The 12,770-nt window shown below is 69.2% G+C and carries 18 protein-coding genes; 3 read left to right on the forward strand and 15 right to left on the reverse strand.

Annotated elements, in window-relative coordinates; translation table 11 throughout:
• Positions 1-34: 34 nt before the first annotated feature.
• The 3 genes from EV684_RS24625 to EV684_RS23195 all read right to left on the reverse strand — a co-directional run bounded on the left by EV684_RS24625 (position 35) and on the right by EV684_RS23195 (position 1,674).
• The gene (locus EV684_RS24625; RefSeq protein WP_132649718.1) at positions 35-292 is read right to left on the reverse strand and encodes a glycosyltransferase family protein; all 258 of its coding nucleotides are present in this window, start codon (positions 290-292) and stop codon (positions 35-37) included.
• A complete protein-coding gene (locus EV684_RS23190) occupies positions 289-990 on the reverse strand; it encodes a PIG-L deacetylase family protein (protein WP_165908579.1) in 702 nt (233 codons plus the stop codon). Before EV684_RS23190 ends, EV684_RS24625 begins: the two co-directional genes overlap by 4 nt.
• A gap of 297 nt (positions 991-1,287) precedes the next feature.
• On the reverse strand, positions 1,288-1,674 hold the full coding sequence (locus tag EV684_RS23195) for a VOC family protein (protein WP_132649720.1): 387 nt from the start codon (positions 1,672-1,674) through the stop codon (positions 1,288-1,290).
• A gap of 381 nt (positions 1,675-2,055) precedes the next feature.
• Here EV684_RS23195 and EV684_RS23200 point away from each other — a divergent pair, with 381 nt between their 5' ends.
• Positions 2,056-2,511, forward strand: a complete 456-nt coding sequence (locus tag EV684_RS23200; RefSeq protein ID WP_132649721.1) for a BLUF domain-containing protein — start codon at positions 2,056-2,058, stop codon at positions 2,509-2,511.
• Between the two features lie 4 nt (positions 2,512-2,515).
• A complete protein-coding gene (locus EV684_RS23205) occupies positions 2,516-3,235 on the forward strand; it encodes an EAL domain-containing protein (protein WP_132649722.1) in 720 nt (239 codons plus the stop codon).
• A 7-nt stretch (positions 3,236-3,242) separates the two neighbouring features.
• Here the strand turns inward: EV684_RS23205 and EV684_RS23210 are convergent, their stop codons facing one another.
• The 11 genes from EV684_RS23210 to EV684_RS23260 all read right to left on the reverse strand — a co-directional run bounded on the left by EV684_RS23210 (position 3,243) and on the right by EV684_RS23260 (position 10,287).
• Positions 3,243-3,902, reverse strand: coding sequence for a sulfotransferase family 2 domain-containing protein (locus tag EV684_RS23210; protein ID WP_165908580.1), 660 nt, complete (start codon positions 3,900-3,902; stop codon positions 3,243-3,245).
• Positions 3,903-4,015: 113 nt separating this feature from the next.
• Complete coding sequence (locus EV684_RS23215; RefSeq protein WP_132649724.1) at positions 4,016-4,708, reverse strand: VIT1/CCC1 transporter family protein; 693 nt, start codon at positions 4,706-4,708, stop codon at positions 4,016-4,018.
• A 106-nt stretch (positions 4,709-4,814) separates the two neighbouring features.
• A complete protein-coding gene (locus EV684_RS23220) occupies positions 4,815-5,363 on the reverse strand; it encodes a DUF1643 domain-containing protein (RefSeq protein ID WP_132649725.1) in 549 nt (182 codons plus the stop codon).
• A 28-nt stretch (positions 5,364-5,391) separates the two neighbouring features.
• Positions 5,392-5,652, reverse strand: a complete 261-nt coding sequence (locus tag EV684_RS23225) for a hypothetical protein (RefSeq protein WP_132649726.1) — start codon at positions 5,650-5,652, stop codon at positions 5,392-5,394.
• A 131-nt stretch (positions 5,653-5,783) separates the two neighbouring features.
• A complete protein-coding gene (locus tag EV684_RS23230; protein ID WP_132649727.1) occupies positions 5,784-6,263 on the reverse strand; it encodes a DUF1648 domain-containing protein in 480 nt (159 codons plus the stop codon).
• Between the two features lie 81 nt (positions 6,264-6,344).
• On the reverse strand, positions 6,345-6,887 hold the full coding sequence (locus EV684_RS23235) for an MOSC domain-containing protein (RefSeq protein ID WP_132649728.1): 543 nt from the start codon (positions 6,885-6,887) through the stop codon (positions 6,345-6,347).
• Positions 6,888-6,975: 88 nt separating this feature from the next.
• Positions 6,976-7,752 carry an SAM-dependent methyltransferase gene (locus EV684_RS23240; protein ID WP_132649729.1) on the reverse strand — a complete coding sequence of 259 codons (777 nt, stop codon included), beginning with the start codon at positions 7,750-7,752 and terminating at the stop codon, positions 6,976-6,978.
• A 148-nt stretch (positions 7,753-7,900) separates the two neighbouring features.
• Positions 7,901-8,161 (reverse strand): hypothetical protein, encoded by a 261-nt coding sequence (locus tag EV684_RS23245; protein WP_132649730.1) that lies wholly within the window; start codon positions 8,159-8,161, stop codon positions 7,901-7,903.
• A gap of 123 nt (positions 8,162-8,284) precedes the next feature.
• Positions 8,285-8,599, reverse strand: coding sequence for a hypothetical protein (locus EV684_RS23250; protein WP_132649731.1), 315 nt, complete (start codon positions 8,597-8,599; stop codon positions 8,285-8,287).
• 72 nt (positions 8,600-8,671) lie between these two features.
• Positions 8,672-9,262 (reverse strand): lysophospholipid acyltransferase family protein, encoded by a 591-nt coding sequence (locus tag EV684_RS23255; protein WP_132649732.1) that lies wholly within the window; start codon positions 9,260-9,262, stop codon positions 8,672-8,674.
• 428 nt (positions 9,263-9,690) lie between these two features.
• Positions 9,691-10,287 carry a hypothetical protein gene (locus EV684_RS23260; protein ID WP_132649733.1) on the reverse strand — a complete coding sequence of 199 codons (597 nt, stop codon included), beginning with the start codon at positions 10,285-10,287 and terminating at the stop codon, positions 9,691-9,693.
• A 314-nt stretch (positions 10,288-10,601) separates the two neighbouring features.
• Here EV684_RS23260 and EV684_RS23265 point away from each other — a divergent pair, with 314 nt between their 5' ends.
• Positions 10,602-11,966 (forward strand): IS110 family RNA-guided transposase, encoded by a 1,365-nt coding sequence (locus EV684_RS23265; protein ID WP_132649736.1) that lies wholly within the window; start codon positions 10,602-10,604, stop codon positions 11,964-11,966.
• A 20-nt stretch (positions 11,967-11,986) separates the two neighbouring features.
• Here the strand turns inward: EV684_RS23265 and EV684_RS23270 are convergent, their stop codons facing one another.
• Positions 11,987-12,463, reverse strand: coding sequence for a GNAT family N-acetyltransferase (locus tag EV684_RS23270; protein WP_132649734.1), 477 nt, complete (start codon positions 12,461-12,463; stop codon positions 11,987-11,989).
• Between the last annotated feature and the right edge of the window lie 307 nt (positions 12,464-12,770).

Consider the following 12,770-nt stretch of genomic DNA (forward strand, 5'->3'; position numbering starts at 1 on the left):
CACCCCGGCGCCGCCGTGATGCACGCGGCGCCCGTCATCGGCTCGTCGGCGTCGACGATGGCCCAGCCGCGTGCGGCCATCTCCAGCGCCGGCAGCGGCTCCTCGGCACCGCGTGCGGGAAGGCGTCGAGCAGCGCCTGCGCACGCTTCAGCTCACCCGGCGCCCACCCGCTGTCGTCGTCGCAGAAAGCGACGTACGGCGTGGCCAGCACGCCGACGCCGAGCTTGCGCTCGCTGCGCACCAGCGTCACGCCGGGATGGGCGGCGACGCCGGCGCGCGGCTCGGCGGTCACGCGGCGGTTCCTGCCGCGCCGAAGCGCCAGAAACGTTCGGGGCGCTCCACGTCCTCGGCGCCGCCAGGGCCGAAGGCCCGCAGCTGGCTCGTGTAGGCGGACACCGCCTTGCGTTTGGCGCCCCAGGTCGCCGGCGTCGGTGGCGCGTCGAACAGCGGCGTGCCCACCCGCCCGGCGGCCAGCAGCTCGGCCAGGCGGGCCTGCAGCACGCCGGGCATGCCGCGGTACAGCGCGTCTTCCCAGAACACGAGGTCCACGCCGTCGGCGCGTGAACCGAAAGCCTGCACCGCGGCGTCGTGCACCAGCCGGTGGTCGCAATGGAACAGGCCCAGCGGCAGCAGCAGCCAGCGCGGACGCTCGCACTCCAGCAGCGAGCGCAGCGCGTCGGCGACGTCTTCGAGCGCCGGCGTGCGTCCGTACTGGGCGTCGGCGAAGTCCAGCCAGGTCGGCTCGGCGCCGACACGCGCCAGCGCGCGCCGGTCCTCGTCCAGCCGCGTCGTCACCGCCTCACCGGCGCCGGCGAAGCCGCAGCGCCGATCCCAGTCGGTGAGCAGCGCCGGGTCGTGCGGCACGCCGGCGAAGACCGTCGCGACGCGGCTGCCCGGGCGCGCCGCCAGCCAGACACCGCAGCCGAACACGGCGTCGTCCAGGTGCGGCGAGATCACGAGGCCGGGCCCCGACGGCGGCAGCGACCTCACGCCAGCGCCTCGACGTGCACAGGCTCGCGCAGGTCCAGGCAGGCGTTCCCGGGACGGCGGTCGGTGCTGCACCGCCCGGGCGCGGGCTCGGAACCGGCTTCGAGCCGCTTGGGACGCGAGAGGGACGGCATTCGGGCGATGAGGTCCGGGGTGGAGCCCGATTTCGGCAAGCCCGATGCCCGGGCCACGAGGTCCGGCGGCACCCGGTGCTGGCCGTCGCCGCGTCCTTCGGCATCGTGGCCAGGCCGATGCCGGCCGCGACGAGGGCCGGCGGGTCCCGCGGGCCTTGCCGGAGATTCAGTACGGCCCGTCGACCAGCCGCTGCGACAGCCACCAGACGTTGCCGGCCGGGTCGCGCACGCCGCCCTGGCGGTCGCCATAGGGCTTGTCGCCCACCTCCATGACCCGCGTCGCGCCGGCGGCCAGCGCACGCGCCATCGCCGCGTCGGCATCGTCGACGTAGAGGTAGAGTGAACACGGCATCGCCGGCCAGGCGGCGGTGGCGTCGCAGAGCATCAGCATCGAGTCGCCCAGGCGCACCTGGGCGTGCGCGATGCAGCCGCCGTCGACGTGGCGCAGCTCCTCGCGGCCGCCCAGGCCCTGCACGAGGAAGTCGATCAGGCGCGCGGCGCCATCGACGACGAGGTAGGGCGTGACGGCATGGAAACCCGGCGGGACGAGCATGCGGCCTCCTGGTGCGAGCGCCGTCGACCGGCGCCGGAACATCGTGCCACGCGCCGCGTGCCGTGCGAAGTCAGCGCGCGAGGGAGACCTCGCCGGCGGCACGGGAGCGCGGCGTGCCGCCCCAGCGCCGACGCGGGCATCGGCGGGAGCCCGAGGCGGGCGCGCAACCGCCTGCGCATTGTCAAGACGGCGCGAACTGGGCCGGATTTCAGGAACTTCACCACATGACAGAAGGCAAGCCTCGGGGAACAATGACTTCGACCCGCCGGCCTCCAGCGCCGGCGGCGACGGCGTCGAGCTGTCGGTGCCCGCACCTGCGAAGGCCGGCCACCGGGCGCCTAGACGTACCCGCCCTGCGGGCGCGTTGCCAGGAGACGACCGATGACCCATCTCACGCACTGCATCTACGCCAGCGCCGCCAGCGAGCCCTTCGACGCCGCAGCGCTGCGCGAGCTGCTCGACGCCTCGCGCGTGCTCAATGAACGTGCCGGCATCACCGGCATGCTGCTTTACGCCGACGGCAGCTTCTTCCAGGTCATCGAGGGCCCGGCCGAGGCGGTGAGCGAGCTGTTCGCGCGCATCGTCGCCGACCGGCGCCACGATCACGTCACGCGCATCATCGAGGAGCCGATCCCGCGCCGCAGCTTCGGCAACTGGTCGATGGGCTTCCCGAGCGAGGGCCTGGAGCTGTCGCAGCTGGCCGGCTTCAACGACTTCTTCGGCAGCGCCGCATGCCTGACGCGGCTGGACGCGGGCCGCGCGCGCAAGCTGCTGGCGGCCTTCGGTGCCGGGCGCTGGCGCCATCGGCTGTCGGACTTCGCGCCGCTGGCCGCCTGATCCCGTGCCCGTGCCGACGACGGCGCCGCCGTTCAGCTACGCCTTCCAGCCGATCGTCGATGCGGTCGAACGCCGCGTCGTCTCGTACGAGGCGCTGGTGCGCGGCCCCGCCGGCGAACCGGCCATGGAGGTGCTGGGCCGCGTGCCCGAGGCCCAGCGCGCCGCCTTCGACCGCGCCAGCCGGGCGCGTGCGCTGGCGATGGCCGCGCAGCTGGGCCTGCCCTGCCAGCTGAACCTGAACCTGCTGCCGCACGGCGTGCTGGCCGACGAGGACGCGATCGACGCCACGCTGCGCGCCGCGCGCGACGCCGGGCTGGCGCCCGAGCGCCTGGTCCTGGAGGTCACCGAAAGCGAGGTCATCGCCGACCGCTGCGGCTTCGCCGCGCTGGTCAATCGCCACAAGAGCGATGGCCTGCTGCTGGCGATCGACGACTTCGGCGCCGGGCAGTCGGGGCTGAACCTGCTGGCCGACTTCCAGCCCGACACGATCAAGGTCGACCGCCACCTGATCCAGGGCATCGAGACCCACGGGCCGCGCCAGGCCATCCTGCGCGGGCTGATGCTGACCTGCGAGCTGCTGGGCATCGATGTCGTTGCCGAGGGCGTGGAGACGGCGGGCGAATACCGCTGGCTGCGCACCCAGGGCGTGCGGCTGTACCAGGGCTATCTGTTCGCGCGGCCGGGCTTCGAGGCGCTGCCGGTGCCGGTGATGCCCGGCGGCTGAAGCGCGCTCAGCCCGGGAACGTGTAGCCAAGCCGGTCCAGCTCCTCGGCCAGGAGCCGGTCGGCGATGGCGCGCGCCTCGGGGCCGTACATCGCGGCAACCTGCGCCTGCGGTGGCCGCAAGCCGCGCTTGTACTCCGGCAGCCACTGCCGGTCCCAGGGCACGCCCACCCGCGCGCACACCGTCTGCAGATCGTCGTGCAGGCGCTCGTAGCGGATGAGGAAGTCGAGCGCCAGCCGTCCGTCCACGGAGCACAGGGAGGCGCTGTTGGGAGCCTCCACCGTGCGCAGCCATTCCATGAAGGCGGCCGGATGGCTGCCGTCGAACGTGCTCCCGGCGAGCTCGCGGTTCTTGAAATAGAAGAGCGACACCATCTGGTCGTACGGATTGCGCACGACGCTGAACTTGAAATACGACTCCCAGGTCTGCGGGCCGACGCGGTCGCGGATCATCTCGGCAGGCATGTGGTTCCACCACTCCGGCGGGTTCGGCCTTGACCCGGCACGCTCGCCCACGATGCCGGCCTCCGAGATGTGCATCTCGCGCGTGTGGCTGGGGACCCAGGCGCCCTCGGGCATGCACCAGCGCTCGAAGTAGCCCTCGACCGAGGTTCCGCCGGTCTTCAAGGTCTTGACGAAGATGAACTGGTGACGATGGCTGACGAGCATGGAGAAGCGAACTGAACGGGGACGGCACCGCGGCCCGGAGGCGCGCACTATGACATCGCTCGCCACCTCCGCACGAAAGGCCAGCATCGGCACGGCTGGCGCTGGCGCCCGGGTCACAACACTCGCCCCACCATCGCGCCGACACCGTAGGTGACGGCCATCGCCAGCGCTCCCCAGAAGCCGACACGCGCCGCCGCCCTGACGGCCGGCGCGCCGCCAGCCCTGGCCGCGAGCGCGCCCAGCGCCACCAGCAGCACGAGCGAGGCCGCCGTCACCGCAGCGGCGGTCGCCGCCGGCGGCACCCCCCAGGCGACGGCCAGCGGCGCCAGCGCGCCGGCGGCGAAAGCCGCCGCCGAGGCCAGCGCCGCCTGCACCGGGCGCGGCTGGGTGATCTCGTTGATGCCGAGTTCGTCGCGCGCGTGGGCGCCGAGCGCGTCATGCGCCATCAGCTGCGCCGCCACCTGCGACGCGAGCGTGCGCTCGACGCCGCGGCCGACGTAGATGCGGGTCAGTTCCTCGTGTTCGGCGGCGCCGTCGGCGGCGAGCTCGCGGCGTTCGACCTCGAGGTCGGCGCGTTCGGTGTCGGCCTGCGAGCTGACCGAGACGTACTCGCCGGCGGCCATCGACATCGCCCCCGCAGCCAGCGCCGCGACGCCGGCCACGAGCAGCGCGTCGCGCCCGCCGCCGCCGCCGGCGACGCCCAGGATCAGGCTCGCGGTCGAGACGATGCCGTCGTTGGCCCCCAGCACCGCGGCACGCAGCCAGCCGATGTGTTGCAGGCGATGGCGTTCATGGTGGCGTCTCAAGCGGGTGGCTTTCGGAGCTGGGGTCGGTGCAGTGTCGCCGCGAACCGGCAACGGCGCAGCACCGGCTTGCCCGGGACGCCGTCTGCGACGACGACCGTCCGGGAGCTCAGGGATGCCAGGGCCGCGGCTCCGCGTCTGCCCGGACGTAGAGCGGGTGTCGCGGGTGGCCGCGCCGCGTGTGGCCGAGACACAGCGCGCCCGCCAGCAGCGTATGCAGGCAGGGTGGAATCTCGCGACGGCCAATGGTGGCCCCCCAGGCGACGAAGACCTCGTCGGATAGCGAGCGAGCGAACTCGATCGCACGCAGGTTCAAAGGGTCCGCGAGCACCTCACCCCTCCCCACGTCGCATGCCGCTCGCGTGCGCAGCGAGTACAAGTTGCAGAACAGCAGCGAGCCATGGCCACGCCGTCTCGACCACTGGCGGCAGCGCTCCAAGGTGGGCCGGGGGCGCCCCTCCGACTCGCCGGTTCCGGGGTTGAACATCACCCAGAGCACTGTCCTGCCACCGGGACTCCAGACCTCGCCATAGCAATAGCGCCGGGTGCACTCGGCGTCGTACACGTAGTACTGCGCCTCGTTTGCGGCGCCGGTGCGACTGAGGAAGGTCAGCGAGGCCCTGTCGGCGAAAGCACGTAGAGCGGCTTCCAGGGGCATGGCCCGGGTGCTGAACTGCCGGTCGGGGCTAGACCTTGAACGCCCAGCGCACCCCGATGCTCAGCACCAGCAGCACCACGGCGACGATCGCGGTCGTGTTGCGCAGCCTGGCGTTGGCGGGTGTCGGCGGCTGGAACCACGAGACCGCGAACACCAGCCAGGCGATGGCCGTGGCGAAGTAGCTCGCCGCACCGGCGTTGACGCCGAGGTAGGCGGAATAGACGGCGAGCGCCACCGCGAAACCTGCCCAGCCCAGCCGGCCCACCCATCCCTTGCCACCCGCAGCCATCAACCTGCTCCGCATCGCGCCATCGATGCGGCGAGTATGCCCACCCGCCGGGCGTGCAGACGATGGGCTGGCGCAAGGCCCGGCGCGCTCGACGACCTCAGCCAGCACCCGCCGCGAATCGTGCCTGGGCCTCAGCTGCGCCCGAAGCGCCGCTGCAGCCGCAGCGCCCACACGCCGACGAACGCCAGGTAGGCGAGCAGCATCGTCCAGAAGAGGCCGCCCGGCAGCTCGACACGCGGGCCACGATGGGCGACGACCACCAGCGCGTGCAGCGCCGCCAGGAAGACCGTGGTGGCGATGGCGAAGACCGCGGCATGAAACCGCAGCCATTCGCCGGTGGCCTGCCGCTGCGCGGCCGACAGCCAGAACTCGGCGTTCGGGATGCGCGGCCGCCCCGAGTCGATGGCGCGCTGCTGCAACCACCAGGTCAGCAGCGGCACCCCGCCGACCAGCGCCGCCATCAGCGCCACGAACACCGGCCGCGGCAGATGGCCGTCGGCGCGCCCCGAAAGGTCGAAGTGCGAAGCGACGACGTCGGGGAGCAGGCCGCCGAGCAACACGACCCACAGGACGCCGAGGGCGGAGGTGGCGAGGACGAGCAGGCGGGGCATGGCGGCAAGACCTGGGTGGCGTTCAGCGGAAGGTAGCAAGCGCTCGGGCGCAGTCGCGGCGGGGGACGGATCGAGAAGCGCTCAGACCCGTTCCAGCCCAGTGTGCGGCAAGGGCGGCAACCGGACCTCGATGGCGTCGCCCGCAGAGACGACGCCACCGTCCAGCACCACGCCCATCACCCCGGCCTTGCGCACGAGCTGGCCGTCCGGCGCCCGCGCCAGGACGGCCGCCAGCAGGCCGCGCCGGAAGGCGTCGATCTGCGAACACGGGTTGCGCAGACCGGTCAGGCACACCCGGGCGTGCGGCCCGATCAGCAGCTCCGTTGCGGTGGGCAACGACAGCAGATCGAGGCCCTCGGTCAGGATGTTCTCGCCCAGCTCGCCCGGGGCCAGCTCGAAACCCCGGCCACGAAGTTCGGCGAACAGTTCGGCCTGGAGCAGATGCACCTGGCGCAGGTTCGGCTGATCCGGGTTCTGCGCGACGCGCGAGCGATGGCGCACTGTGGCACCGCAATGGGCGTCGCCCTGTACACCAAGGCCGGCCAGCAAGGTGATGGCCGGCACCACCGGCTTGGAGAAACGGTGTGCGGCGTCGCGGCTGACGGAAACGACACGGGCGCTCACGGCATCGACTCCTGGCGACTGCGGACCAGCGGGGGACGATAGCGCCGTGGCCACGCGCCCATCACGCCCCCCCCCCCCCCCCGGGTTCTCAGCGCGCAGCGCCTACGCGCGGCATCAGCGCGAACACGCCCCAGCCCAGGTACTCGCGCGTGTAGGTGGCGTAACGCACCGGCTCCGTGGCCAGCTTGGTGCGCAGTTCGGGCGCCAGTTCGTCGTCCGGGTTGGCTTCGAGCCAGCGACGCATGGTGAGCCACTTGGCCGCTTCGTAGCGGTCCCAGCCGTCGGGGTCGGCCAGCACCATCTCGACGACGTCGCAGCCCAGGCGGCCGAAGGACGCGAGCAGCTCCGGCAGCACGAGGAAGTCGGCCGTCGCGTGTGCCAGGCAGCCCTGCGCGACCTCGTCCGAGGGTGGCAGATGGCGCCAGTACGGCTCGCCGATCAGCAGGATGCCGCCGGGCCGCAGGCTGCGCGACAGGAGTTCAGCGGTGCCGGCGACGCCGCCCGCGATCCAGGTCGCGCCGACGCAGGCGGCGACGTCGACCTTTTCCGCGGCGACATGCCCCGCCGCGTCGGCGTGGATGAAACGCACCCGGTCGGCGACGCCCAGTTCCTCGGCGCGCTGCCGGGCCTGGGCGCTGAACAGCCGGCTCATGTCGACACCGGTGCCGGTGATGCCGTGGTCGCGCGCCCAGGTGCAGAGCATCTCGCCCGAGCCGCAGCCCAGGTCCAGCACGCGCATGCCCGGCTGCAGGCGCAAGGCCGCGCCCAGCGTGGCGAACTTGTCGGGCGTGAACGGGTTGTGGATGCGGTGGGCGCTCTCCATGACGTTGAAGATGCGCGGGATGTCGAGGTCGGGGTTTGGCATGGTGCGGGGCGGAGGAAGGGGCGACGGGGAAGTCGGGCTGACGGCGGCGCTGGCCGGTGTCTGCGGAGGGCACACCACCTGGCTGACGGCTTGATCATGCGCCGGCCGCTCGCGCCGGAAAGCGCCCGGACGGGGGCCGCGGACGGGCCTACTTGCGGCGCAGCCACGCAGGCAGACCGAAGAGATCGCCCAGTGTCGGGCGATCACCGAGCGACTGGACGAAGACACGAATGACCAACACCCCCGCCAGCCACGATGCCCCGAATATCGCCGCCGGAACCAGCGTCGGCGCCCCATCGGCGAAAGCGCCCGACTCGGCCGCGACCCAGGCCACGCACAGGCCGAACACCAGCGAGGCCACGTACCAGACGATGCGCTGATCTCGCGACAAGGGGGCCCGTGGTCTCAACGTCTCTCTCCTTGGTGGCGCCGCGGCGGCGCCGTTCGACCTTCGCTCCGAAGCGTGGTCGACCGATCTCCTGTGATGCTTCATCCTGACCGGGACCGATCGGGTTTGCCGCAGCCGAGCACCTCAAGAATAGGCGGCCATGAAGCCGAGCCCGCCGACCGCCCAGACCACCAGAACAGAGTAAGTCGCGATCCGCAGGCAGCCCTGCTGTTCCAGCCATCGGCGCGCCGCACTGGCGTCAGGCAGGCATCTTCTCGCCAGCACCATCAGCAAGCAGACGGCCGGCACGATCGCGAGTGCCAGGATCAGCTTGAGCGCCACGGATGATGTCATCACCTGCCCGAGAGGCTGCTTCACCGAGATCCGGCGGACAACGGCGCCGGCCTCGGCCGCGAGGCGGCCCGCCCACGTCGACCCGAAGACGTCGACAAGGCGCAACGGGCGCCACGCCGAGCTGTTCGTGACAGGCCCCGCAAAAGCGAGCCTCGCCAAGCGACTGCTGCCATGGCTTCAGTCCGGTGCGAACTGGTCTTGATTGCGCCCCCGGACTCCGGCATAGAAGCGCTTGATTTCCTGCATGTCCTTGTCGACGTCGCCTGTCGGCTGGAACACCGGCCCCAACCCGCTGACCTTGCTCGCATAGTCCATGTAGGCCAGAACGATCGGGACCTTCGCTTCGAGGGCGATGAAGTAGAAGCCGGTCTTCCAGTGACGGGTCTTTCCACGTGTGCCCTCGGGCGGCACGACGAGTTGCAGAGGGCCCTGTGCCGCGACGATGGACGCCGCTGCCGAGGCGACGAGATTGTTGCTCCTGCTGCGATCGACCGGCACGCCACCCAGCCAGCGCATCAGCGGCCCGAAGGGCCAGCGAAACAGGCTCGCCTTGCCCAGCCAGTAGATGCGCAGGCGCAGACAGAACGCCACCATGAGCGTGTACGGCAGATCCCAGTTGCTGGTGTGCGGAGCCGCGATGAGGACGCATTTGCTCGCTTCCTTGGGAAGAGCGCCCTCGACCGTCCAACCCTGCAGACGCAGGATCAAACGGGAGAGGCCGCGGAGCAAATGGTTGACAACCGGGGTGTCGAAGAGGGTGTGGTGCATGGGCTGAGGCCGGCATTGTCCTGCAGGCGTGGTGCGGCGGACATGGCGCCGCCAGCGCGACCCGCGGCTGTCCGATCAGGACAAGCACCGCATGGGCACCGACCCGCGGCACGACAAGACCCGGTCGACGCCCAGTTCAAGCTCTTCTGCTTGGTGCACAACATCGAAAAGCTGGCCAAGGCGGGGTACGGGACGGGTTGAAGTCGCGGGGCGAGGCCCTTATCGGGGTCGCAGCGGCTACCGCCGTGATAACGGCCTTGGAGTCGATTTCGGCTGCTTGATCGGAGGAAACGGCTTCGCCAACAGAAACGGCGCCCGAAGAGGCGCCGTTTCGTTTTCGTGGCTGCAAAACATGGTTTTGCTACAGCCTCAACGTTTGACTTGATTGACCTTCCGAAGGAAGGTCCACTTGAAGGAATGTTTAGGTTTCACGGCACGGCCAACGTATTGCCTCGGCTGGACTCCGAAAACTTGACGACTGGAAGAGCGACTCCCCCTTGTCCCGATTGCAGAGAACCGAGAGAAAAGCGAAAACTCTCACTCGGGTCAGGCGCAGACGCCTCAAACTCCACGAGCATCGTGTAGCACCGACCCACTACCAGCGGAAACGAGTTCAGGGGCGCGCGAACGGCGGCCGGCCGGGGTTGTTGGCTCCTGCAATCGTAAGGACCAACCATGGACGTCGGCGCAAAGTGCTCGCCTGCAGGTGACAAGTACGCAAACTCTTGAGGCGCCAGTTCCTGCCCTGGCTGCTTGGAAATGATCGAGACAAAGAACGAGAAAGTCGGGCTGACAGACTTACGCTCTCCCTCGTAGAGTGGAACCGGAAAGACCATCATGGTCTTTGACTTGGAGTTGCTAGGCGCAACATGTAGATCAACGCTTTGTAGAACATACATTTCACCAACGTACTTTTCGTATCGCTGCGGGACACCCTGAACCTGCGATTGGCTGAAGCGTGTTTTTGAGAAGCCGACGCAGCCAGTCAGAAGAACAGCAAGTGCGATGGTGAGCCAGCGGATCATCTATGAAACATAACGTTGGAGCCAAGCCGCCTCGCCTCGACCGAGGGGTTAGCGGAGTAATCGGCCCGCTGCCCCGCAAATCGTCCCGAAGAAACTCCTGGCGCCAGCGCGGCGTGCGTGGCAATGTGGAACGCGACGTCCGGGGAAGACCGAGATGGCACTGGTGCGCAATGCCCGCGGGTTAGCGTGGTCTGGGGCTGCGTCATCGACATTGGTGAACCGGGCAGTCGGTCTGCTGCCGGCTGTCCGGTATCCCGTTTGAGAGAGTGATCACGACGACGAGCCCGATCCGGCGTCATGTTCCACCTTCGATGATGGAGGACACCGTGGCAGCAAGCAATCGATCGGTAGCCCGCAGTGCACTGCGACTGACACATCCCAACGCCGCCGGCATCGACATCGGCAGCGCCAGCCACTACGTGGCCGTGCCGCCGGATCGCGACGACGAGCCGGTGCGCGAGTTCGCTTCGTTCACCGGCGACCTGCTGCGTCTGGCCGACTGGCTGGCCGCGTGCGGTGTGGACACTGTGGCGACGGAGTCCACCGGGGTGTACCGGATCCCGCTCTTCGAACTGCTCAGCACGCGCGGCTTTACGGTGCTGCTGGTCAACGCCCGCCACGTCAAGAATGTCTCGGGCCGCAAGAGCGACGTGCTGGACTGCCAGTGGCTGCAGCAGCTCATGAGCTACGGCCTGCTGCGCGGCGCCTTCCGGCCCGACGAGCAGGTGTGCGTGCTGCGAGCGCTCGCGCGTCAGCGCCACTCGCTGCTGCGCACCCAATCGCGCTGCGTGCAGCACATGCAAAAGGCCCTGGTGCAGATGAACATCCAGTTGGCCAACGTCATCGCCGACGTCGCCGGCGCCAGCGGCCAGGCGATCCTTCGTGCCATCGTCACCGGCCAACGCGACCCGCTGATGCTCGCGGCCTTGAAGAACACCCGTGTTCGCGCCAGCGACGAAGACATCGCCCGCAGCCTGCACGGCAACTGGCGCGACGAGCACCTGTTCGCACTGCGCAAGGCCCTCGACGCGTTCGACTTCTGCGGCCAGCAACTGCAACAGTGCGACGACGAGATCGAGGCTCAGCTCGACAAGCTGCACATCACGCGCGTCGAGCCCGAGCGCGGCAAAAAGCGCAGCAAGGCCCGCAATGCGCCCAAGTTCGACCTGCGCACGCGGCTGTTCCAGATGTGCGGCGTGGACCTCACACGCATCGACGGCGTGGACGTGACGACCGCGCTGGTGGTGGTCTCCGAGGCCGGCACCGACATGAGCAAGTTCCCCAGCGACAAGCACTTCGCATCCTGGATGGGCCTGTGCCCGGGCACCAAGATCACCGGCGGCAAGGTCATGAGCGGCAAGACCCGTCCCACGGCCAACCGCGCCGCTCAAGCGCTGCGGCTGGCGGCCGCGGCGCTGCGCACCAGCCAGTCGGCGCTGGGCGCGTACTACCGGCGCTTGTGCGCCCGCATGGACAAGGCCAAGGCCATCACGGCGGCCGCGCACAAGCTCGCCCGGCTGATCTACAACCTGCTCAGCAAGGGCCAGGAGTACACCGATCAAGGTCAGGCCTACTACGAGGAGCGATACCGCCAGCGTGTGCTGCACAACCTGCAGCGCAAGGCGCAGCGGCTCGGCATGGCGCTCATTCCGGTCACGCCTGACTCAGCCACCGCCTAGAAAAACTCCGCCTGCATCAATCACTTGGGAGGAGTTTCTTGAGAGGCCGCACCGGCGTGCCGCAGTATGGTGACAGAAACATTGAACTTCTCGTTTCCAGGCATTTGGCCTGAATCGCGGCCAATGATGTCGAACCCAGCTTTGCGATACGCGCAGATTGCGGCTTCGTTCCCGTCAAGAACCTCCGCGCAAAGTGAAGTCTTCGTCTCCCCTAGCGCCGCGTGAATCAGCGCAGTACCCACGCCTCTTCCGTAGATTTGGGGATCAACGTACAACCATGCTAACTCTTCGGTTGTGAACGCCACGAAACCAACGACGACGCTATCGATTTCCGCTACCCGAATTGTGTACTCGTGAAAGCCTTCATTTTCAGCTGTTTGCTCTAGTGTCAGGTAGGCGGATTCTAAACGTGCAGCCTCCAATTCATCACGTCTGGCTGAATCATGGATCTGACAGACTCTATCCCAGTCGTCAGCGGTGTAAGGGCGGATGATCATGGCGTGGGTGTGCGGCCTAACGAAGCTGTAGAAAAACCCCGCCGCGGCGGCAGCCGGCCTGACCGGCGGGGCATGCCGCACCAGCGCCGTTGATCTGTCTCTTCATGCGCCTCCCTCGGCGTTCTGGGTTCGCCGCAGCCTATCGACGGGGCATGAGGCTTGCAAGCTCTGCCGTCATCCTCCCGACCGTCACCGCGATGGCCCGATACCGCCCCGTCGACAACCAGCCGTGTTTCCTGCCGGTGGTGCTGGCCGAGCAGTTGCTGCCCGGCTCCTTCGAGTTCGCGCTCAATCATCTGGTCGACTC

The sequence above is a fragment of the Rubrivivax gelatinosus genome, from assembly GCF_004340905.1.
In the GTDB taxonomy this organism is placed as follows: domain Bacteria; phylum Pseudomonadota; class Gammaproteobacteria; order Burkholderiales; family Burkholderiaceae_C; genus Rubrivivax; species Rubrivivax gelatinosus.